This window comes from Kaistia geumhonensis (assembly GCF_030815145.1).
GTDB lineage: Bacteria > Pseudomonadota > Alphaproteobacteria > Rhizobiales > Kaistiaceae > Kaistia > Kaistia geumhonensis.
The window spans coordinates 1,059,055-1,080,620 of the sequence record NZ_JAUSWJ010000001.1 but is presented as its reverse complement, the minus strand read 5'-3'; the positions used below and the strand labels follow the sequence as shown (position 1 = coordinate 1,080,620).

Annotated in this window: 22 protein-coding genes; 10 read left to right on the top strand and 12 right to left on the bottom strand. The window is 68.7% G+C overall.

Annotated features, from left to right (window positions below):
- Nucleotides 1-9: 9 nt before the first annotated feature.
- The gene (locus tag QO015_RS05110) at nt 10-615 is read left to right on the top strand and encodes an ABC-type transport auxiliary lipoprotein family protein (protein WP_266281054.1); all 606 of its coding nucleotides are present in this window, start codon (nt 10-12) and stop codon (nt 613-615) included.
- Nucleotides 616-650: 35 nt separating this feature from the next.
- Here QO015_RS05110 and QO015_RS05105 read toward each other — a convergent pair whose 3' ends face one another.
- The 5 genes from QO015_RS05105 to QO015_RS05085 all read right to left on the bottom strand — a co-directional run bounded on the left by QO015_RS05105 (nt 651) and on the right by QO015_RS05085 (nt 4,722).
- Nucleotides 651-860: a DUF4287 domain-containing protein gene (locus tag QO015_RS05105; RefSeq protein WP_266281055.1), complete on the bottom strand. Its 210-nt coding sequence runs from the start codon at nt 858-860 to the stop codon at nt 651-653.
- 79 nt (nt 861-939) lie between these two features.
- A complete protein-coding gene (locus QO015_RS05100; RefSeq protein ID WP_266281056.1) occupies nt 940-1,971 on the bottom strand; it encodes a GGDEF domain-containing protein in 1,032 nt (343 codons plus the stop codon).
- A gap of 168 nt (nt 1,972-2,139) precedes the next feature.
- On the bottom strand, nt 2,140-3,657 hold the full coding sequence (locus QO015_RS05095) for a DEAD/DEAH box helicase (protein ID WP_503128752.1): 1,518 nt from the start codon (nt 3,655-3,657) through the stop codon (nt 2,140-2,142).
- 184 nt (nt 3,658-3,841) lie between these two features.
- On the bottom strand, nt 3,842-4,297 hold the full coding sequence (locus tag QO015_RS05090) for a hypothetical protein (RefSeq protein ID WP_266281057.1): 456 nt from the start codon (nt 4,295-4,297) through the stop codon (nt 3,842-3,844).
- A gap of 95 nt (nt 4,298-4,392) precedes the next feature.
- Complete coding sequence (locus tag QO015_RS05085) at nt 4,393-4,722, bottom strand: ArsR/SmtB family transcription factor (RefSeq protein ID WP_266281058.1); 330 nt, start codon at nt 4,720-4,722, stop codon at nt 4,393-4,395.
- A gap of 52 nt (nt 4,723-4,774) precedes the next feature.
- Here QO015_RS05085 and QO015_RS05080 point away from each other — a divergent pair, with 52 nt between their 5' ends.
- The gene (locus tag QO015_RS05080; RefSeq protein WP_266281059.1) at nt 4,775-5,245 is read left to right on the top strand and encodes an SRPBCC family protein; all 471 of its coding nucleotides are present in this window, start codon (nt 4,775-4,777) and stop codon (nt 5,243-5,245) included.
- Nucleotides 5,246-5,248: 3 nt separating this feature from the next.
- Here the strand turns inward: QO015_RS05080 and QO015_RS05075 are convergent, their stop codons facing one another.
- Nucleotides 5,249-5,683 carry a YqaA family protein gene (locus QO015_RS05075; RefSeq protein WP_266281060.1) on the bottom strand — a complete coding sequence of 145 codons (435 nt, stop codon included), beginning with the start codon at nt 5,681-5,683 and terminating at the stop codon, nt 5,249-5,251.
- Between the two features lie 92 nt (nt 5,684-5,775).
- Between QO015_RS05075 and QO015_RS05070 the strand changes: the two genes are divergently transcribed.
- Nucleotides 5,776-7,092: a DUF2254 domain-containing protein gene (locus tag QO015_RS05070; protein ID WP_266281061.1), complete on the top strand. Its 1,317-nt coding sequence runs from the start codon at nt 5,776-5,778 to the stop codon at nt 7,090-7,092.
- Nucleotides 7,089-7,790, top strand: coding sequence for a DNA-3-methyladenine glycosylase I (locus QO015_RS05065; protein ID WP_266281062.1), 702 nt, complete (start codon nt 7,089-7,091; stop codon nt 7,788-7,790). Before QO015_RS05070 ends, QO015_RS05065 begins: the two co-directional genes overlap by 4 nt.
- Nucleotides 7,791-7,800: 10 nt before the next feature.
- Here QO015_RS05065 and QO015_RS05060 read toward each other — a convergent pair whose 3' ends face one another.
- Complete coding sequence (locus QO015_RS05060) at nt 7,801-8,175, bottom strand: VOC family protein (protein WP_266281063.1); 375 nt, start codon at nt 8,173-8,175, stop codon at nt 7,801-7,803.
- Nucleotides 8,176-8,204: 29 nt separating this feature from the next.
- The gene (parE, locus tag QO015_RS05055) at nt 8,205-10,262 is read right to left on the bottom strand and encodes a DNA topoisomerase IV subunit B (RefSeq protein WP_266281064.1); all 2,058 of its coding nucleotides are present in this window, start codon (nt 10,260-10,262) and stop codon (nt 8,205-8,207) included.
- 507 nt (nt 10,263-10,769) lie between these two features.
- Here parE and QO015_RS05050 point away from each other — a divergent pair.
- The 4 genes from QO015_RS05050 to QO015_RS05035 all read left to right on the top strand — a co-directional run bounded on the left by QO015_RS05050 (nt 10,770) and on the right by QO015_RS05035 (nt 14,676).
- Nucleotides 10,770-11,594 carry a tetratricopeptide repeat protein gene (locus tag QO015_RS05050; RefSeq protein ID WP_266281065.1) on the top strand — a complete coding sequence of 275 codons (825 nt, stop codon included), beginning with the start codon at nt 10,770-10,772 and terminating at the stop codon, nt 11,592-11,594.
- Between the two features lie 208 nt (nt 11,595-11,802).
- Nucleotides 11,803-13,974, top strand: a complete 2,172-nt coding sequence (locus tag QO015_RS05045; protein WP_266281066.1) for an OmpA family protein — start codon at nt 11,803-11,805, stop codon at nt 13,972-13,974.
- A 10-nt stretch (nt 13,975-13,984) separates the two neighbouring features.
- Entirely contained in the window at nt 13,985-14,122 is a 138-nt protein-coding gene (locus tag QO015_RS05040) for a hypothetical protein (protein ID WP_266281067.1), read from the top strand.
- Nucleotides 14,119-14,676, top strand: coding sequence for a helix-hairpin-helix domain-containing protein (locus QO015_RS05035; protein WP_266281068.1), 558 nt, complete (start codon nt 14,119-14,121; stop codon nt 14,674-14,676). The genes QO015_RS05040 and QO015_RS05035 overlap by 4 nt, the downstream gene beginning before the upstream one ends.
- Here QO015_RS05035 and QO015_RS05030 read toward each other — a convergent pair.
- Both QO015_RS05030 and QO015_RS05025 read right to left on the bottom strand, forming a co-directional pair.
- Complete coding sequence (locus QO015_RS05030) at nt 14,666-15,520, bottom strand: alpha/beta fold hydrolase (RefSeq protein ID WP_266281069.1); 855 nt, start codon at nt 15,518-15,520, stop codon at nt 14,666-14,668. The two genes, QO015_RS05035 and QO015_RS05030, sit on opposite strands and share 11 nt — an antisense overlap.
- An 8-nt stretch (nt 15,521-15,528) precedes the next feature.
- Entirely contained in the window at nt 15,529-17,679 is a 2,151-nt protein-coding gene (locus QO015_RS05025) for a lytic transglycosylase domain-containing protein (protein ID WP_266281070.1), read from the bottom strand.
- A 272-nt stretch (nt 17,680-17,951) separates the two neighbouring features.
- On the opposite strand from QO015_RS05025, the gene dapA reads away from it, so the two are divergent.
- Nucleotides 17,952-18,827: a 4-hydroxy-tetrahydrodipicolinate synthase gene (gene dapA / locus QO015_RS05020; protein WP_266281071.1), complete on the top strand. Its 876-nt coding sequence runs from the start codon at nt 17,952-17,954 to the stop codon at nt 18,825-18,827.
- 10 nt (nt 18,828-18,837) lie between these two features.
- Nucleotides 18,838-19,314, top strand: a complete 477-nt coding sequence (gene smpB / locus QO015_RS05015) for an SsrA-binding protein SmpB (protein ID WP_266281072.1) — start codon at nt 18,838-18,840, stop codon at nt 19,312-19,314.
- Between the two features lie 61 nt (nt 19,315-19,375).
- On the opposite strand, the gene QO015_RS05010 is transcribed toward smpB, so the two are convergent.
- On the bottom strand, nt 19,376-20,068 hold the full coding sequence (locus QO015_RS05010; protein WP_266281073.1) for a hypothetical protein: 693 nt from the start codon (nt 20,066-20,068) through the stop codon (nt 19,376-19,378).
- A gap of 239 nt (nt 20,069-20,307) precedes the next feature.
- The gene (locus tag QO015_RS05005; RefSeq protein ID WP_266281074.1) at nt 20,308-21,561 is read right to left on the bottom strand and encodes a porin; all 1,254 of its coding nucleotides are present in this window, start codon (nt 21,559-21,561) and stop codon (nt 20,308-20,310) included.
- Between the last annotated feature and the right edge of the window lie 5 nt (nt 21,562-21,566).

Genomic DNA, 21,566 nt, shown 5'->3' with positions numbered 1-21,566 from the left:
ATGGCCAAGATGACGCGATCCCTGCCGTTCGGCGCTCTGGCCGCCGTCCTGCTCGCCACACTGCTCGCCGGCTGCGTCAGCGCGCTCGTCACGCGGCCGCCGCCGAACACCTATGACCTGACGGGCCCGCGCGAACTGCCCAAGGTTTCCCGCGCGGGCCGCGCCCAGGTGCTCATCCCGGCGCCGACTGCGCTGCAGATCCTCGCGACACAGCGCATCGTCGTCTCGCGCGGCTCGCTGATGGCCTATTACCCGGACGCGCAATATCCCGACACGCTGCCGAACGTCCTCCAGGCGCGGATCATCGAGACCTTCGAGCTTTCGAAGCAGGCGCATGCCGTCGGCCGGCCCGGAGAGGGCCTGTCGATCGACTATCAGCTGCTGACCGATATCCGCACCTTCAACGTCGTCGTCGACGGCTCGGGCATGGTCGCGGATGTCGAGATCTCGGCGCGTCTCATGAACGACCGCAACGGCCGCGTGGTCGATTTCAAGGTGTTCCGTGCCCGCGTGCCCGTCACGGCCGATACCGCGCCAGCTGCCGTCGCCGGGCTCAACCAGGCACTCGACCAGGTGTTGATCGAACTCACCAGCTGGGCGCTGACCCGGCTCTAGCGCCATCGACTGCGGCGGGCGCCGGCGCCGATCCGTCAGCCTTGGCCCGCCAGGAGATGCGCGACGAGCGCGTTGGCGTGACCATGGCCCATGCCGTGCTCCTGCTTGAGGAACGCGACCAGTTCCATATGCTTCGCCGGCAGGCGGCCGCGCAGCAGCTCCTGCCATTCGGCGATCGGCCGCCCGTATGTCTTCTCGATCGAGGGGAAGTAGGACGCAGGTCCCTTGACGGGCTGGTCAGCCATGGCGGTCGAGACTCCTCCTCGTGACGTCCGCAGCTTCACCCACCGGGGACCGCATCGCAAGGCATTGCGGGAATAGCGCTCATGCGCGTTCGCGCAGCGGCTGCCCGTCGTCGGACATCACGAGGTTGCGGCCGGAGCTCTTCGCCCGATAAAGGCAGCGGTCTGCCCGCTCGATGAGACTGGAGGCCGTATCGCCGGGAAGGAAACTGGCGATGCCGATCGAGATCGTCACCGGCCTCAACTTTTCCCCGCTGGCGCGACGGCGGAACTCGCGCCCCATCACGGCGGCCCGGATCTCTTCGCCGATCACCATCGCTTCCGCGGCGGCGGTGCCGGGCAGGATCACGGCGAACTCCTCGCCGCCATAGCGGCAAGCCGTGTCCTGCTCGCGCACATTCTGCTTCACCGCCAGCGCGACCAGCCGCAGCACATGGTCGCCGGTCTGGTGGCCGTAGCGGTCGTTGAACGACTTGAAGTGGTCGATGTCGGTGAAGAGCAGCGAGAGGGGAGCGCCGCTCTCACGTGTCCCGGCGATCGCCCGCTCGAAGGCCTCGTCGAAATGGCGTCGGCTGGCGAGCGTGGTCAGCTGGTCGTTCAGCGTCTCATGCCGCACATTGTCGAGGCTGGCCTGCAGCGCGTCGAGCTCGGCGCGCGAGCGGACAAGCTCCTCCTCGATCAGCCGCTTGCGCTCCTCGATCGATCGGGTCGCCGCGACGAGGCGGCGGACGAGATCGATGGTCGCCGTTCGGCTGCCGTTGCGCGTCGCTGCCGCGTGCGCCGCGCTCAGCGCCGCGGCGGCGCTGGTGGTGGCATCGCGTGACGCCGATGGTGCGTTTCCGATCGGGTCGAGTGGCAATTCGTGCCAGGTGAGCCCCAGCGCCTGGTCGCGCAGGAAGGCCCGGCACAACATGGCGAGATCCGCCCGCGACAGCGCTCCCTCTTCGCGCAGGATGCCGTCGACCGCCTCCTTCAGAAGCGGCTCGCTTCCCGAAGCATAGGCATAGAAGAGTGCGTAATTCTGCGGCTCGGGCGCCAGGTCGTGCTGCTCCAGCGCGGCGAGCGCCGCCCGGGCCAGGCTGGCCTTACGCAGAAAGTCACCGCTGTCCTTCATGTCCCCCGACCGTCTGTGCGGGACCTTTCGATCCCTCGGACGGGTACAATCTGGACGCGAATTCCTAACGAGGTGCTAAGGGGGGTTCGCACTCCACGGCCTCGCAGAAGCCGCGGCATGGCATCGTGAACGGCGCGTTAAGGCGCGGCCAGGCCGCGCCGTCTCCGCTCAGGAGGACGGTGCGCGAACCGGCCGCAGAAGGAACTGCGGAACGTGATCGCCGAGGCCGATGACGCGTTCGCCATCGTCACGCTCAGGGCGTCGCTGGCCACGTTCGGGGCGGGGCGGAGCCGGGCTGCGCGGCACGGGCCGGCGGCTTTCCTCGCCCTGGCGAACCGGGCGCGCCGAGAGGTCGGCGGCCTCTTCGGCAACGGCGGGACGTGGCTTGCGGCCGCCGGAGCGGCGACCCTCGGCCTTGCTGTCCTCGGCGCGAACCTGGACCTCGCGATCCTCGGTGTCAGCCGCGGTCTCGGCATGAGAAGCGGTCTCGCCCCTCGGGGCGCTCCTCGCCTCGCTGCGACCTTCTCCCTTGCCTTCGGGCTTGCGACCACCGCGCCCGGAACGGGCAGGGCGCTCCTCGCGCTCGCCGGCCTGGACGGGGTCACCGAGCCAGGTCACGTCGTCGCCGGTCAGCTTGCCGATCGCCGAGAGATATTTCTGGTCGGCGGGCGCGACGAGGGTGATCGCCGTGCCCGAGCGTCCGGCGCGGCCGGTGCGTCCGATGCGGTGGACATAGTCGTCCGCATGGGTCGGGATATCGAAGTTGAAGACATGGCTGACATCGGGGATGTCGAGGCCGCGCGCCGCCACGTCGCTCGCGACGAGCAGCGTGAGGCGGTTGTTCTTGAACGCGTCGAGCGTCGCCATGCGGGCGCGCTGATCCATGTCGCCGTGCAACGCGCCGACGGAGAAGCCATGCTTCTCGAGCGAGCGGGCGAGAACCGCCACGTCGCGCTTGCGATTGCAGAAGATGATCGCGTTCTTGAGATCGGTCGCGCCGCGGATGAGGCCGCGCAGCGCCTCGCGCTTCTCGGCCGATTCCCGGCCGGTCGCGAGGAAGGCCTGCGTCACCGTCTTTGCGGTGGTCGCGGGGCGGGCCACCTCGATGCGCGCCGGATTGGACAGGAACGTATCGGCGAGATGCTGGATCTCCGGCGGCATGGTGGCCGAGAAGAACAGCGTCTGGCGCGTGAAGGGCAGCAGCTTGCTGATGCGCTCGATATCGGGAATGAAGCCCATGTCGAGCATCCGGTCGGCTTCGTCGATGACGAAGATCTCGACGCCGGTCATCAGGAGCTTGCCGCGCTCGCAATGGTCGAGCAGGCGGCCGGGCGTCGCGATCAGGACGTCGACGCCACGGTCGAGCTTCTTTTCCTGGTCGCCGAACGAGACGCCGCCGATGAGCAGCGCCACGTTGAGCTTGTGGTTCTGCCCGTACTTGTTGAAGTTCTCCTCCACCTGCGCCGCGAGTTCGCGGGTCGGCTCGAGGATCAGCGTGCGGGGCATGCGGGCGCGGGCCCGGCCCTGCTCCAGCAGCGTCAGCATGGGCAGGACGAAGCCCGCCGTCTTGCCGGTGCCGGTCTGGGCGATGCCGAGCACGTCGCGGCGCGCCAGCACATGGGGAATCGCCTCGGCCTGGATCGGCGTCGGAGTCGTGTAGCCGCTTGCCTCGACGGCAGACAGCACTTTGGGGCTAAGCCCGAGCGTAGAGAAGGATGCGGTCAAGAAGGATATGGCCCGATGGGCTGCGTGGCCCGGCGACGTGGCGTCGGCGCCAACGGTGAGCGTCGCAGGCAGATACCGGCATCGAGGTCGATTTGTCAAACTTTTAGAAGGAATTCGGGCCTATGCGACGCCGATTCCTGCTTTTTTAGTTACTGGCCGGCCCGAAGCGGTAGCTGCCGTCGTGGTCGAGGAACAGTTCGTAGCTCTGATCGGTGTCGGCCTTGGGGTCGATCACCTCGACGAAGACGCTGAGGCCGTCGGGGTCCGACTCGGTGACGAAATCGGCGATATCGAGCTTCAGCGCCTCCATCTCCGCGATCTCGACCGAGCGGACGAGCGCCTCGGAACCGTCGACGCCGGTGGCGATCCACTGCACGAACAACCGCGCGGTCTGCGGCAACCCGGACCTCGCGATGACGACTCGGAAGACGCCCTTGCGGCCGTCCTGCTCCCAGCCTCCGGCGATCCGCACGTCCTGAACGGAGGCCTCCATGGTCGCGACGGCGTCGGCGACGGCATCCGCCCTGGCGGTGGCGACAGGTTCCACGGCCGCCAGTCCGGCTGCGAGAAGCGCGGTCGTGAGCAGGGCGCGGTTCGGCATGCTGACCTCCGGGGCGTCAGTTCGACCGGCGCGTGGCAGCCGGCGGCCGCGACGCTACTTCCCGACCGCGGGGTCGGCAAGCCGATCCGCATCCCTCATTCGGCGGAGCCAAGGTCCGTCTCCAGACGCATGAGCAGCCCGGCGGCGCGCGCGGCATGCGGCCCGATCCAGCGGTCGTGGATGTGCCGGATAGGCAGCGCGTTGAGATGATTCCAGCGCTCGCGGCCCTTGCGCTGCGGGACCACGAGGTCGGCCGCCTCCAGCACCTTCAGGTGCTGCATCACCGTGCAGCGGTCCAGCTCGGGGAAGCGCCGGCACAGCTCCCCGGTCGTCAGCGGGCCGTCCTTCAGCGCATCCATCAGCGCCCGCCTTGTCGGCGCCGCCAGCGCCTTGAAGACGCGCTCCATCGAATCATCGGTTGACATGTTATCTTTTTATAACATGATCGGTGGCGTCGTCATCGGGAGGAACCTCGCCATGGATCTCGCCTTCACGATTTCCGGCCGCATCGCCCGGCCCGTCTCCGAGGTGTTCGAGGCGGTCGTCGATCCGAAGACGCTCTCCGGCTATTTCACCACCGGCGGCGCCGAGGGCCGGCTCAAGACCGGCGCCACGGTGACATGGGATTTCGCCGACTTTCCCGGAGCCTTCCCGGTCCATGTCGTCGAGGTAGAGAAGGATCGGCGGATCGTGCTGCGCTGGGAGGCGGGCGACCGCGACGCGGCGCCGGGCGGCAAGGCCGGACCCTACGAGACGACCGTCACCATGCTGTTCGAGCCGCTCGCCGACGGGCGCACGCTCGTCACCATCAGCGAGGCGGGCTGGCGGCAGACCGAGGCGGGCCTCCGATCCAGCTTCGGCAACTGTCAGGGCTGGGCGCAGATGCTCGCCTGCATGAAGGCCTATATCGAGCACGGCATCAATCTGCGCGACGGCTTCTATGTCTGACGCTCACCCGACGAGGCCCTTCGCCGCCAGCGCCAGCGCGACATAGCGGCCGAGCTTTCCGATCGTCACGAGGAGGAGGAAGGACGGCAGCGGCTCGCGCAGCATGCCGGCGACGACCGTGAGCGGATCGCCGACCACCGGCAGCCAGGCGAAGAGCAGGCTCCAGCGGCCGAAGCGCCGATACCAGCGCTGCGCCCGGTCGAGCGACGCTTCCGAAGCGGGAAACCAGCGGCGGTCCCGCCAGCGCTCGATGAAGCGGCCGAGCAGCCAGTTCACCACCGAGCCGAGCACATTGCCGGCGGTGGCGACCGCCACCAGCAGCGCCACCGGAACGTCGCCCCTGGCGATCAGCGCTATCAGAACCGCCTCCGACTGCGCCGGCAGGATGGTGGCGGCGACGAGGGCGGCGAGAAAGAGACCGGCGAGTTCAGCGGCCACGCCGGGGTGCCTTTCGCCGAATCCGGACCGGCGCGCTAGATTCTCCCGAGGCGCGACTCGCGCCATGGCCGGACCGGAGCGGGGAGGCGTGCATGTCGCGGTGGGAATGGCTGTTGAGGCAGCTGACGCGGCGCCTGTGGATCCGCGCCTCGTTCATCGGTGCGATCGGCGTCTTCGCAGCGATTCTCGCCGCGGTGGTCGAGCGATACATTCCCTGGACCTTGCCGGGTGACATCGGGGCGGATGCCGTCGAGGGCATTCTCGACATCATCGCCTCCTCGATGCTGGCCGTCACCACCTTCTCGCTCAGCGTCATGACCTCGGCCTATGGCTCCGCGACCAGCAATGTGACGCCGCGCGCGACCAAGCTCCTGATCGAGGATCGCGTCACGCAGAATGTGCTGTCGACCTTCCTCGGCTCGTTCCTCTTCGGCATCGTCGGGATCGTCGTGCTCAAGACCGGCGCCTATGGCGACCGCGGCCGCACCATCCTCTTCCTCGTCACCATCGGAGTCATCGTGCTCATCGTGGTGACGCTGCTGCGCTGGATCGACCATCTGACGCGGCTCGGGCGGGTCGGCGAGACGACCGACCGCGTCGAGCGCGCGGCGCGTTCGGCGCTCGCGATATGGATCGCGCAGCCGACGCTCGGCGGCGCGCCGCTAAGCGATGCCGGGGACATCCCGCATGATGCCGCGCCCGTCACGACGGATCAGATCGGCTATGTCCAGCATATCGACATCGGAGCACTGGCCGACGCCGCCGACGACATCGACGGCGACATCTTTCTGGCGACCTCGGTCGGCGCGTTCCTCTATCCGGAAACGCCGCTCGTCTTCGTCGCCGGCTCGCTCGAAGGCGAGAAGGGCGGCGAGGCGATCGCGGCCATCAGGGGCGCCTTCTCGATCGGCGCCGAGCGCAGCTTCGACCAGGACCCGCGCTTCGGCCTCGCCGTGATGAGCGAGATCGCTTCGCGCGCGCTCTCGCCGGCCACTAACGATCCCGGCACCGCGATCGACGTGATCGGCCGCACGACGCGGCTGCTCGCGCTGTGGGGGGAGGGTAAGGATCGTCCCGAGGAGATCGAGATCCAGTTTCCGCGCGTCCATGTCGCCCCGCTCGATGACGCCGACCTCTTCGAGGACGCCTTCATGCTGGTCGCCCGCGACGGCGCCGGGCTGATCGAGGTGCAGCTGCGCATCCGCAAGGCGCTGTTCGCGCTCGCCGCGATCGGCAGCGAGGCTTTCCGGCGCGCCGCCCTGGCGCAGGCCGAACTGGCACTCGCCCGCGCCGAGCACTCGCTCGCCCTCGAGGCGGATCGCGCGCGGCTCGCCGGCCTCATTGCCGGTCGGCGGCTCGAGACGCATGCAGGACAGGACGCCGAAAGGCGCGGGGAGGAGGTCCGATGATCCCGTTTGCCTTCATTCGCGAGCGCGCGGAAGAGCGCAAGGGCGGCGCGGCGGCGCTCGCCGCGCTTCTCCCGGCCGTTCCCGGCAACGGAGCGCTCGCCGCTCTCCCCGACGATCGCGCGCTGGCGATGATGGCGAAGCGCGTCTTCAGCGCTGGCTTCGTCTGGAGCGTCATCGAGGCCAAGTGGCCGGGCTTCGAGGCGGCTTTTCTCGGCTTCGATCCGGCGGCGCTGATGTTCCAGCCCGACGACTACTGGGACGGACTGGAGCGCGATACGCGCATCGTGCGCAACGGCGCCAAGATCCGCTCGGTGCGGGAGAACGCCGCCTTCGTGCGGGCGATCGCCGCCGAGCATGGCAGCTTCGGCCGCTTCCTCGCCGCCTGGCCGGCGGACGACGAGGTCGGCCTACTCGATCTCCTCGCGAAACGGGGCAGCCGGCTCGGCGGCAATTCAGGCCAGATGCTGCTGCGCTTCCTCGGCTTCGACGCCTTCGTCACCTCGGCCGACGTCGTCGCGTGCCTCCGCGATGCCGGCGTCGATATCGCGGCCGAGCCGAAATCGAAGGGCGACATGGCGAAGATCCAGAAGGCCTTCAACGCCTGGCGGTCCGAGACGGGTCTTCCCTACACCCACCTCTCGCGCATCTGCGCCCTGTCGATCGGCGAGAACAGGTCGGCCATAGAGGAGGGCGACTAGAGACAGCGCGTCATGATGCGGCGGACCGAGCCACAGCAGCCGGCTGCCAGAGTTCGATCGGGTTGCCTTCCGGGTCGTGGATGCGGGCGAAGCGGCCGATGCCGGGCATGTCCCATTCCGGCCGGGTGACGACCTCGATCCCGGCCGCGCGGAGGCTGGCCGCGAGCGCGTCGAGATCGTCGACGCGCAGATTGAGCATCCAGCGGCGATCGGCGGCGAAATAGTCGCTGGCCTCGGCGAAGGGGGCGAAGACCGTCGGGCCGGCCTCGGTATGCCAGACGGGGTTCGGATCGGCGCCGATGCCGAGATGCTCGGCATACCAGGCGAGCAGGGCCTCGGGATCGCGCGCCCGGAAGAAGAAACCGCCGATGCCCGTCACGCCCATGGGTGCGTCCCCGTTCCGGCCGGCCTCGCCTAGATGTCGATCTCGGTCGCGAAGGCGGCGTTGTCCTGGATGAAGCGGAAGCGCTCCTCGGGCTTGTTGCCCATGAGCTGTTCCACGGTGTCGCGCGTCAGCTCGATCTCGCCATCGACGATGCCGACGCGCAGCAGCGTCCGCTTCGAGGGGTGCATCGTCGTTTCCTTGAGCTGCGCCGGCATCATCTCGCCGAGGCCCTTGAACCGGCCGATCTCGACCTTGCCCTTGCCGGTGAACTCGGTCCTGAGCAACTGATCCTTGTGTGCGTCGTCTCTCGCATAGAGCGTCTTGCCGCCCTGGCTGATGCGGTAGAGCGGCGGCACGGCGAGATAGAGATGGCCGTTGGCGATCATCTGCGGCATCTCGCGATAGAAGAAGGTGATGAGCAGCGACGCGATATGGGCGCCGTCGACATCGGCGTCGGTCATGATGATGACCTTGTCGTAGCGAAGGTCCTCGTCGCGATACTGGCTGCGCGGACCGACGCCCAGCGCCTGCATGAGATCGGCGAGCTGCTGGTTGGCGCCGAGCTTCTCGCGGCCGGCATTGGCGACGTTCAGGATCTTGCCACGGAGCGGCAGCACCGCCTGGCTGGCGCGGTCGCGCGCCTGCTTGGCCGAGCCGCCGGCCGAATCGCCCTCGACGATGAAGATCTCGCTGCCCTGTGCCGCGCTCTGGCTGCAATCGGCGAGCTTGCCCGGCAGGCGAAGCTTGCGGACCGCGCTCTTGCGCGAGACTTCCTTCTCCTGACGGCGGCGCAGCCGCTCGTCGGCGCGCTCGATCACCCAGTCGAGCAGGCGCGAGGCATCCTGCGGCGAGGCCGCCAGCCAGTGGTCGAAGGGATCGCCGATCGCCTTCTCGACGATGCGCGCCGCCTCGCCGGTCGAGAGGCGGTCCTTGGTCTGGCCGACGAATTCCGGCTCGCGGACGAAGACGGACAGCATCGCCGCGCAGGAGGTCATCACGTCCTCGGCGGTGATGATCGAGGCGCGCTTGTTGCCGGTACGTTCGGCATGCGCCTTGAGGCCACGCAGGAGCGCCGTACGGAGACCCTGCTCGTGCGTGCCGCCCTCCGGGGTCGGGATGGTGTTGCAGTAGGAGCGGACATAGCCGTCGCCGGGGAACCAGGTGACGGCCCATTCGGCGGCGCCATGGCCGCTCGCCTTGTCCGTCCGGCCGGCGAAGATCGTGCCGGTGACCGGCTTCTCCTCGCCGAGATCGGCGGCGAGGAAGTCCTTGAGGCCGCCCGGAAAATGGAAGACCGCCGTGGTCGGCGTCGCTGCGCCCGTCGCGATGAGTTCGGCCGCGCAGTTCCACCGGATCTCGACGCCGCCGAAGAGATAGGCCTTGGAACGGGCCATGGCGAAGATGCGCGCCGGGCTGAAAGTCGCTCCCGCTCCGAAGATCTGCGGGTCGGGCTTGAAGCGGGTCCGCGTGCCGCGCCGGTTCTGGACATCGCCGACGAGCTCGAGGCCGGATGTCGGAACGCCGCGCGCAAAGGACTGGCGGTAGAGCTTGCGGCCACGCGCGACCTCGACCTCCAGCACCTCGGACAGGGCGTTCACCACCGAGACGCCGACGCCGTGCAGGCCGCCCGAGGTCTCGTAGACCTTGGAATCAAACTTTCCGCCGGAGTGAAGCGTCGTCATGATCACTTCGAGCGCCGACTTGTCCTTGAACTTCGGATGCGGGTCGACCGGGATGCCCCGTCCATTGTCGGTGACCGTCAGGAAGCCGTCGGCCGTGAGCTCGACCTCGATGAAATTGGCGTGGCCCGCGACGGCCTCGTCCATCGAATTGTCGATCACCTCGGCGAAGAGATGGTGCAGCGCCTTCTCGTCGGTGCCGCCGATATACATGCCCGGCCGGCGCCGTACCGGCTCCAGACCCTCGAGCACCTCGATATCGGCGGCGGAATAGTCGGCCTCCGCCGGGCGAGGGGCGGCGGCGCGCGTCTCGGCAGAGCGGGCCTCGGCAGACCGAGCCTTCGTGCCCGGCGCCGGCTTGGCCGCATCGGGCAGAGCCGCGCCGAAGAGATCGCTGGTGTCGTCCATTGGCATCCCGTTCCTGTCGCGGGGAGATGGCCCGGACCGTCCCCACGAATCAAGCAGGAATCTTGCCACGCCCGCGGCTCCCGGGCGAGAGTGTTTCCGTTTTGTTCGATTTGAGTGCGGTCGGCCGCCGGACCGAACTCCTCCGGCGGTCGCTGTCGAAGCGTCTGTGGCGGGGTGGCAACAGTGTTGCAGCAAGACTCCGCGCCGGTCTTCATCTGCCCCGATCTGCCCCCTTTCAGCCATAAAGCGACACGAGCTTGCGCACCATCCGGGGGCGGATAGGACAGATCTTGCGGCGTAGCGTGGGAAACAGCGGTTCTGCTTGCACAGTTGGCGACCGGCCGAGGCATTCGGTCGACGCCCTCTTCGCCGGCCTAGGTTTCGCCGGAAAGCAGGGCCATATTCTCCTTCAACCCATTCATGGCCGCGGCGACGCGGCCCGCCTCGGCCGACAGTGGTGCTTTTTCGCCGCTGAAGGCGCGGCTGTCCGCAACGAAGTGGCAAGCTATGCGGTACTGTAACGCGTTCGGCGGCGCTGCCCTGTTCGGCCTTGGCCTGTTGAGCGGTCTTTCGGGCGCATTCGCGCTCGATGCCCGCACGCTCGACAAGAACGCCACGCCGACCGAAGCGTTCCGTCTCGGATTCAACGCCTACAAGCAGGGCGACAAGACCACGGCCATCGAGGCGCTGACCTATGCCGCCGAGAAGGGCCACGCCGCTGCGCAGTGGAAGCTCGGGCGCATGTATGCCGAAGGCGACGGCCTCGCCAAGGACGACATGAAGGCCTTCGAGATGTTCAGCGAGATTGCCGACGGCCATGCCGACGACAATCCGGCCGGGAGCTCGGCCCGCTTCGTCGCCAACGCCTTCGTCGAGCTCGGCTCCTATTATCGGGAGGGCATCCCGAACAGCGCCATCAAGCCGGATTTCGGCCGCGCCCGGCAGATGTACGCCTATGCGGCGTCCTATTTCGGCGATCCGGAAGCGCAGCTCAATCTCGCCCGCATGTATTACGAAGGCGAGGGCGGCGATCCCGACCCGCGCCAGGCCGTGCGCTGGGCCAAGCTCGCCGCCACCAAGGGCAATGTCCGCGCGCAGGCGCTGCTCGGCCATATGCTGTTCGAGGGCGAGGGCGTCGGCCGCGAGCCGGTGCTCGGCCTCATGTATCTGAATGTCGCCCGCGACCGTTCGCAGGGCGACGATCCCTGGATCCAGCGGCTTCAGGAACAGGCCTTCTCGGTCGCGACGGAGACGGAGCGGCGGACCGCGCTGGCGCTGTCGGACGACTGGATGGCCAAGCATGGCGGGCGCGACCAGGCCGCCGCGCAATAGCGGCCGGGGCCTCGGGGTCCCTTCGGTCTTCATCCACCGCGCGTTTCGCCGCGATGCTTGCGGCGAACCCACGATTCCTGCACTTATCCCTGATCCGCCGGCGGCATGAACGGCCGGCGCCATGATGGCCGGAGAGCGGGACGATGGCCGGCGATTGTCCGCCGCGAGCTGAGCGCGCCGCCGGGTCGCTGCCCGGCCGGCGCCATCCTTGTTCGCCAGGCGCTTCCTCGACCCGCCGCGCACCGCCATGACCGGCCTGCGCATCTTTTTTCTCTCCGGGCTGCTGATCGTCTCGCTGCTCGCCGCGGCGGCGGTGGCGATGATCCGCGCGCCGATCGAGGCTGACCTCGCCGAGCGCGTCGACCGCCAGCTGGCGGAAGCCGGCCAGTCCTGGGCGAGCGCCCGTGTCGAGGGGCAGACGGTCGTGCTCGGCGGTACCGCGCCGACGCTCGAGGCCCAGCGCCTCGCGGACGCGACCGCCGCCACGGTCCAGGGGGTGCGCCGGGTGATCGATTCCAGCGCGATCCTGCCGCTCAAGGCCAACTATGTGTTCGCGGCGACGCGCGACCGCGACGGGGTGTCCCTGAGCGGCTATGTGCCGTCCGAGGACATCCGACTCGCGCTGAAATCGGACCTCGCCGGTCTCTTTCCCGGTGTCACCGTCGATGACCGGACGCAGCTTGCGCGCGGCCAGCCGGTGGATTTCCTCGGCCTCGCCCGATTCGCCCTGGCCCGGGTCGCCGAGCTTTCGGACGGCACGGCGACGCTGACCGGCCCCGATCTTTCCATCGAGGGAACGGCGCTCGACGAGGATCGCTTCGCCGCCGCGGCCGCGGCGCTGACCAAGGGCATGCCCGCGAACATCACGCTGCGCACCGTCCGTATCCTGCCGCCGAGAGCCGAGGCCTTCGTCTGGAGGGCCGCCTTTGACGGAACAAAGGTGAGCATTTCCGGCTTCGTACCCTCCGAAGCAGCGCGCGATGCCATCGACGCGGCGGCGCGCGCGGCGAAACCCGACATCGCCCTCGACGACCAGACACGCCTCGCTTCCGGCGGGCCGGACGGGTTCGCCGCGGCGGCGGTGTTCGCCGTGACGGAATTGCCCCGCCTCGCCGAGGGCGCCGCGACGATCGAGGGCGGCGTACTCTCGCTCTCCGGCAAGGCGAAGTCGGTCGCCGATCATCAGGCCCTGCTGGCCGATCTCGGCGCCCGGCGCGACGGTGGCGAAGAGGGCGTTGCGCTCGGCTCGCTCGAGATCGTGCCGCCCTTCGTCGATCCCTATGTCTGGCGCGCGAGCCGCACGGCCGACCGGCTGATCCTCGCCGGCTATGTGCCGACCGGGGATGTCCGCGCGCGGGTCTCCGATGCCGCGGCCAGCATTTTTCCAGGTGTCAGGATCGACAATCGGCTCGTCATCGCCGCCGGCGACCCGAAGATGGACTGGATCGGCGCGCTCAGCTTCAGCCTCGACCAGCTCGCCCTCCTGTCGCGGGGAAGCGTCGCGCTCGAGGGCAAGCGCTATGCGATCGAGGGCGAGGCCGCCTCGATCGCCGCCTTCAAGACGCTTTCGGACCAGTTGGCGAAGACGCTGCCGGCCGGCATGGATCTCGAAAGCGAGGCGGTGGCGCCGGCGCGGGTCTCGCCCTTCACCTTCAGCCTGGCACGGACCGACAGGAGCCTGACGCTGGGCGGCTTCGTGCCGGACGATGCGGCGACCTCCGCCATCCTCGCCGCCGCCAAGCCGCGCCTGCCGGAAGCGGAGGTGGAAATCGGCGTCGAGCGGGCCAGCGGCGCGCCGCCCGCCTTCACGGATGTCGCGGTCGCGGCGGTGCAGGCGGTCAGCCGTCTCACATCGGGCCGCGCCGATATCGCCGACCAGTCACTGACGCTGTCCGGCGCGGCGGTGTCGCCGGATGCCCGGGCCGCGATCGAGGCGGCGTTGACCGCGGCGCTGCCGAAGGAGTTCGCCTTCACCTCGCGCACCATCGTCGCGGTCGGCGGCGCGCCGCTCTCGGCCGCCGAATGCCAGGCGGCGCTCGACGAGGCGCTGGCCGCCCGCGAGATCGATTTTGCCGACGACAATACGATCGCGCCGGAGAGCTTCGGCTTTGTCGACCGCCTCGCGGCGATCGTGCAGCGCTGCCCCGCCGCGCGGATCGAGATCGGCGGACACACCAATTCGGCCGGCGGCGCCAAGCGCAACAAGGCGATCAGCGCCGACCGGGCCGAAGCGGTGCTCGCATTCCTCGTTGCGGACGGCGTCCGGCGCGAGCGGCTGACCGCAGTCGGCTATGGCGAGGCGAAGCCGGTGGCGAGCAACGGGACGGCCGAAGGGCGGGAGCGGAACAGCCGCATCGCCTTCACCGTCGAGAGCCGATAGGGGAGCGGGAATGGACTATCTCCTGTTCCGCCTCTGGCCGTTCATGGCCGCCAGCGCCGGCTTCGGCATCCTCGCGGGCATCGCGGCCGAGATCGTCGCCGCGCGCCGCAGGACGCTCGGCCAGCGGATCGAGCGGGGGCGCCGATGATCCGCTTCGCCGCCGAGATCTGGGCGATCCTGGCACTCTGCTTCGTCGTCGGCGGGCTGGTCGGCTGGCTGCTGTCGCGCGGATTGCGCCCGCTCGTCTGGCAGCCGAAGCGCGCCGGATCGGAGCCGCGCGAGGCCACGCTGCTGGCGGCGCCGCTGCCGGTGCCGGCCCGCCCGGAACCGCCGCGCCCGCGCCGGCCTTCGGAAGAGGCGTCCGTCGTCGTGGAGGCCGAGGTGCTGGCCGAGGAACCGCCGCCGGCGCGGCCGCAGCGCATGCCCGCCAAGATGCGGCCGCCGGCGCTGGCCGGGCCCCGAAAGGGCAGGGCCGATCCGCTGCACCGGATCGCCGGGCTCGGCCGGCGCAATGCCGACCGCCTGTTCGGCATCGGCGTCTATCACTTCAGCCAGATCGCCGCCTGGACGCCGCAGGAACTCGCCTGGGTCGCCGATTATCTCAATGCCGGGGAGACGCCCGTCGCCGAGGACTGGATCGGGCAGGCGGCGCGGCTGGCGATCGCCGATGGTCCCGTGCGGGGACCGCGCGCTAGCCGATAGACCGCGCGAAATCGACGATTGCCGTCACGAGGCCGCCGCGCAGCATCGGCACATGCCCCTCGCCGGGGACCTCGATCGCGACGAGGCCGGGATGGCGCGCCGCCATCTCCGCCACCGTCGCCGGGCTGAGGAGGTCCGACGTCGCGCCGCGGATGACCATCACGGGCACGCCCGCCAGCGCATCAAAGGCATGGGTGAGGTCGATGGCCGGCGTCGCCTCGGTGAGCGCCGCCATTCCGGCCGCGAGCGCCGGATCGTAGTCGGCAACGGGCTTGCCGCCCTCGTCGGCGAAGGTGAGCCGCGCCTGCTCCTGCCAGTCGGCGTCGCTGAAGGCCGGGAAGCTCTCGCCGTTCAGCGCGCGAAGCATGCCGGCCGCCATGCCGAAATCGAGCGGCGGCGCGGATTTGCCGACATAGGACTTGATGCGCAACAGGCCCGCGGTCTCGATGCGGCTGCCGATATCGACGAGCACGGCGCCGGCGACGAGGTCGGGCCGCGCGAGCGCCATGCTCATGGCGATGATGCCGCCCCGCGACGTGCCGACGAGAATCGAGCGGCCGAGCCCGCGGGCCTCCATTCCGGTCACGACATCGTCGAGCTCGACCGGGACCGTATAGGTGAGGCCGGTCGGGTCGCGGCCGGAACGGCCACGGCCGCGATAGTCGAAGGCGACGGCCTGCCGGCCAGTGTCTTCGAGAGCGCGGCCGAGCAGCGCGAAATCGCGCGTCGTCCGCGTGAGGCCGGGCAGGCACACGACCGGCAGACCCGGATTGCCGGCGCCGTAGGCGGTGCCGGCGAGCGTCAGCCCATCCTTCGAGCGATAGGTGAAGGCCTCGCCCGGCACCCCGGCGCTCAGGTCGGGTTGCCGCGATGCAGGTCGCGGTTGATCACCAGCGCCGGTTCGCCGAGCCGCGCGCGATAGACCTGGAGATTCTCCGTGCAGCGCTGGACATAGTTGCGCGTCTCGGTGAACGGGATGCGCTCGATCCAGTCGATGGCGTCAACATTCGGGTCGCGCGGGTCGCCATATTGCTGCACCCACTTGGTCACGCGGCTCTTGCCGGCGTTGTAGGCGGCGAAGGCCATGATGTAGGAGCCGTTGAAGTCGTCCACGAGATCGGCGAGATGCGCCGCCCCGAGCGTCGCGTTGTAGCCGGGATCGCTGGTGAGGCGCGGCAGCGAATAGGGCACGCCCGCCGCCTTGGCGACCATCTTGGCCGTGCCCGGCATCAACTGCAGCAGGCCGCGCGCGCCGGCATGGCTGACAGCGGCCGGATTGAAGGCGCTCTCCTGCCGCGCGACGGCATAGACCACCGACTTCTCGATCGCCGTCGTCTTGACGCCGCTCGGGATCGCCGCGATCGGGAAGGCGAGGGTATCGACGGGCAGGCCGCGGACATAGGCCTTCTTGCCGATCTGCAGCGCCACCTGATGCTGGCCGCTCTTCTCGGCCATCGCGGCCAGCAGTCCGACCTCGGTCGGGTTGGTCAGCGTATCGGCGAGCTGCATGTAGAACTGCCGCGAACGGTCGGCATAGCCGGCGGCCGCGAAGCGTTGCAGGGCCTGGACCATCTCGCGCGAGAGGAAGCGCTTCTTCGTCGCGCCGTCGGCCGAGCCGGGGTTCTTCAGGCTCAGCTGCTTGACGCCGAGCCTGGCGGCGGCGATCTGGCCGTAGAAGGTCGTCGGATAGGCGGCGGCGAGGCGGTACTGGGCGATGGCCTCGTTGCGGTCGCCCATCGCCTCGGCCGAGCGGCCGAGCCAGTATTCGGCGCGCGACTGGCTGAGCGGCATGGTCGAGGCCGCCTGGATCGCCGCGAAATGGCGCCGGGCGGTGACGGGATCGTTCAGGAAGCGCAGCGCATACCAGCCGGCATGGAACTCCGCGTCGGCCTGGTTGGCGCTCGATTCCGCCGCATGCTCGGAGGCGAGCTTGTAGGCGGTGCGCGCATCGCCGAGATCGAGCATCTCGCGCGAGAGGACGCGCCGCTCGATCCACCAGGCATCGGGATCGACGAGCTGCTCGGCCGTGCGCGGCGCGGTCAGCATCATCGCCGCCGCTTCCTTGTAGCGCTCGGCACGGCGCAGATACTGCGTCGCCGAATAGATGTAGCCCGGGTCCTTCTTGAGTTTGGCCGGCACCTTGTCGAGCATCGCGCCGGCCTTGGGCGACTTGTTGATCACCGCGGCCCGGGCCGCGGCGAGCGCCTGATAGTCTGCCGGGAGCAGCTTGGCGATCGCGAGGCCTTCCTCGGCGTCGTCGTCATAGAAGAACTTGTCCATCCGCGCCTTGTGGTCGGCCGCGGTCAGCAGCCCGCCGAACTGGCGCAGGATGGTCGCCTCGTTGGCCGCCGAGAAGCTGTCGCGGCGCCAGCGCGGACGAAGCAGCGCCGCCGCCTCGTTGGTGCGGCCGGCCGAGACCAGCGCGCCGGTCAGGAGGATGAGGCCTTCGTCTGAGCCCGGCTTGGTGTTGGCGAAGGCGCCGATGATCGTCGCCGGATCGGCATTCATGCGCTGCAGCGCCTGTTCGGCGCGCCGCCGCATCAGCGACTGGCCCGGCCAGTCGGGCAGTTCGGCGGCCGTCTGCGTGATCATCTGCACCGAGACGTCGGGGCTGCCGCTCTGCGCCACCAGCCACTGGATCATGTGGCGGTTGGTCTGGTCGGGCATCAGCTGCGCGATCGCCATCGCCTTGCCGACCTGGCCGCTGTCGACCAGCTTGATCGCCGCCTCGAGCCCGATCTGGCTCGGCGAGAGCGCGCTGGCGAAGTCGTTGGCGAGCGAGGCCGCCGACGCCTTGACCGGCGCCGAAGGCTTCGCGACCGGCGCGATGGCCGAGGTGGTGAGATCGTCGTTCGAGGCGGACCGGGCCGGATGGGCACGGGGCTTCGGCATGGTTTCGGCGAGTGTCTGCCCGGCCATGGAGCCGGTGAGCAGCGCGGCAAGCGCCACGCGCGCCATCATCCCGCCCTTCAGCCGGTTCCTGCCCGTATCTCGCGCCATCATGCCTCGTCCTCTCCTCACGCTGTACAGCGTCGTGCCGGCCCCCGGCGCGACGCTCCGCCCTTCGCGATGCTACCGGCGCCATGGTGAAGAAAGGCTTGACGCGCGTCTCCGTGGCTGCCGGTCGGCGCTGGCGGGTCCTTGCCCTCGCGCGAGCCAGCCTCTATGGTCCCGCCCTCGTTGAGGGCATGATCGCCGCAGCATAGCCCGAGCCGCCCTCCAACTCTATCCGGACGGAATCGGGCCGATTGACGGCAAAGGGGCGGATTCGCGCGATGTTCAAGGGTTCGATCACGGCTCTGGTGACGCCGATGCGTGATGGCGCTGTCGACGAGGAGGCGTTCCGCAGCTTCGTCGACTGGCAGATCACCGAGGGCACCAACGGCCTCGTGCCGGTCGGAACCACGGGCGAGAGCCCGACGCTTTCGCATGAGGAGCACAAGCGCGTCGTCGAGATCTGCATCGAGGTCGCGGCCGGCCGCGTCCCGGTCATCGCCGGCGCGGGCTCCAACAACACCCGCGAGGCGATCGATCTGGCGCTCCATGCCGAGAGCGCCGGCGCCGATGCGGTGCTGGTCGTGACGCCCTACTACAACAAGCCCAACCAGGAAGGGCTCTACCAGCACTACAAGGCGATCAACGACGCCGTCTCGCTGCCGATCTTCATCTACAACATCCCCGGCCGCTCGGTGATCGACATGAGCGTCGAGACCATGGCGCGCCTCGCCGATCTGCCGAACATCGTCGGCGTCAAGGATGCGACCGCCAAGATCGAGCGGGTCAGCATGACGCGCCATGCCGTGGGGCCGGACTTCATCCAGCTCTCGGGCGAGGACGCGACCGCGCTCGCCTTCAACGCCCATGGCGGTGTCGGCTGCATCTCGGTCACGTCGAATGTCGCGCCCCGGCTCTGCTCGGAATTCCAGGCAGCCTGCCTCGCGGGCGACTATACGAAGGCGCTCAGCTATCAGGACCGCCTGATGCCGCTGCATTCGGCGCTGTTCATCGAGCCCAATCCCACCGGTGTGAAGTATGCGCTGTCCGTGCTCGGCACCATCCGCGACGACGTGCGCCTGCCGCTCGTCGGCATCACCGAGCAGACCAAGACCGCGATCCGCGCCGCCCTGGTGCATGCGGGCCTGACCAACTGAGGACGATCTGATGGCTGGCGGAACGGGCGACCCCCGCTACCGGCTGGCGGCCGACAACCGCCGGGCGCGGTTCGACTTCGAGATCGGGCAGACCTTCGAGGCCGGCATTCAGTTGACCGGCACCGAGGTCAAGTCGCTGCGCGGCGGCCGGAGCACGATCGGCGAATCCTACGCCGCCGAGAAGAACGGCGAGGTCTGGCTCTACAACGCCTATATCCCGGAATATCTCGAGGCCAACCGCTTCAACCACGAGACGCGGCGGCCGCGGAAGCTCCTGCTGCACAAGAAGGAGATCGGCCGCCTCGCCGTCGCCGTGCAGCGCGAGGGCATGACCATCGTGCCGCTCAAGATCTTCTTCAACGATCGCGGCCGCGCCAAGGTCGAGATCGCGCTCGCACGCGGCAAGAAGCTGCACGACAAGCGCGCGACCGAGAAGGAACGCGACTGGAACCGCGAGAAGAGCCGGCTGCTGCGCGACAAGGGTTGATGGCCGGCACCCTGCCGGCCCTCTCTTCGTCCATCATTCCGGTCCGGACCGGCTCCGCAGCCTACATGCGCTGGTAGCTGTTCAGGAAGTCGTCCTGCAGGACATAGGCGATCCCGGTCGCGACGAGTTCCTCGTCCTTGTCGAGGATGCGAGTCGCATAGGCCCAGCCCTTCGGGAGCTTCAGCTTCGCGCCAAGCCCGGCGAGATCATCCAGCGTCTGCTGCTTGTCGACGATCTGGGCATAGGACTGCATCCGGTAAACATTGCCATCCGGATCCGTCAGGTCGAAGACGGGCTTGCCGGCGCTGTAGGTGAAGACGGTGTCACGCTTGATCTCGGACGGCTTGTAGAGCTTGTGGTCGCCGAGCGCCTGCAAGATCGAAGCGACCAGCGTCGCGCGCTCGCCCATCTCGATTCCGTTGATGGTGATCGTCTTGCCAGTGGTCGAGACGCCCGAGCCCTTGATGCCGTCCAGCACCCAGTAACGCGGGCCATTCAGTTCGACGCCGCCGACGCCGAGCTGCCTGGCGGCGGCCTTTTCCGTGATCCCGTTCCAGGCATCGCTCGGGCAGTCGTTGAAGCCGATGGTGTTGTAGACGGTCGCGTCGACCTTGAGACCGTCGCGGTCGAGCGTCAGGATCTCGCAATAGCGGGTGTTGAAGAGACCGGTCTTGCCGCCGGTCTCATCCGCGAAGGCGGGCAGGGACGAGATCAGGGCCGCGAGGGAGACGGCGACGAGGAAGGGCGTTTTCATCTGGGTACGGGCTCAGGCTGCGGGTCCATCGAGCCCCACGGCCGCACTCCGGCAGCCGTGAGGACGCCTCACCGTCTTCCAATTCGGCAAGGCCCATCAATGGCGATCTTTGGCTCTTTCTCCGTTTCCGGGTGTTTCGACGCGACACCACGCGGAGCAGCGCCGCGGAGGGCGCGAGACGGCGCGCGATCCTCCCGCAGGACGAGGCGCGCGCCGGGTGGACCGGCGCGCCGATGGCGTTACCAGCTGCGCTGCATCCACAGATTGACCGCCCAGGCGTCGCCGGTGCCGTCGTCCGATTCCTCGACCTTGGAATAGGAGCCGTCGAGCATCAGGTCGAGGCCGGTGACCGGGGTCCAGCCGGTCGAGACCACGCCGCGCCAAGCGTCGAGGCTGTAGTCGCCGAAGAAGCTGCCGTCGCCGTCATAGGAGGCATAGCCGCCGGTGACCGCCGAATAGACGCTGTCCGACCAGTTGTGCTTGTAGGACGCGAGCGCGCTCCAGCTCGATCCGGTCGCCGCCGCCGCCAGTTCGTCGAATTCGAAGCCGCCGAGATCCGCGACCGAGGTACCGCCCGCGATTCCGGTATAGCTGTTGGCATTGTTGCCGTAGGACGCCGACAAGAAGAAGGCGTCTCCCTTGGCGATCGCGTCGAGATTGAACTCGAGTCCGCCGCCGATCGCCCAGCCGGTCTCCGGATCGGCGACATAGGGATCGATCGCCGTGCCGCTGCCATTGATGTTGATCGCGTCGTTGACATAGGCGCCGGCCAGCTTGGCGCTGACGATGCCGGACGAATAGGAGATCGCGCCGACGAGATCGGGAATGTTCTTCTGGCCGCCGATCGACCATTCGCCGTCTTCCTCGACGAGGCCGTCGGTCGCGCCGACGGCGCCGCGATCGCGCTGGTCCTCGATCGAGAAGGCGAAGGCGAAGCCGCCGGTCGCATAGGTGAACTCGATATGGTCGGTGGTGGTGTCGGAGCCGAAGGCCTCGGTGTCGGTGTAGCCGCGTCCGAAATCGAACAGCGAGGTGAAATAGCCGGCCTTGACGGGGCCGAGCTGGAGATAGCCGCTGTCGAGATAGGCGGTGTTGGTCTGGCTGTTGACGACCTGGATGGCCGACGCGCTGAAATTGCCCTGGTTGCCCGTCTGCGCGCGCATGTCGATGAAGCCGGTGAGATTGCCGAACTCCGTCACCGACGAGGCGGTCAGCTGGATGGACGCCTCAGTGTAGAAGTTGTCCCATTTGCTGCCCGGATAGGTTTCGTTGTAGTAGCCGAAGTCGGTGTCGCCGAAGGCCGTGCCGAACTTCACATAGCCGCCGATCTTGATGCAGGTGTCGGTGCCCGGCGAATAGAAGAAGCCCTCACCGAAGGCGTCGCAGACCTTCACATAGTCGACCGGCTCGGCGACCGTGAGGTCGGCCGCATGCGCGGTCCCCATGGTGACGAAGGCGGCGGCGGTGAGGAGTAGAATCTGGCGGGCGCGCATCGGCG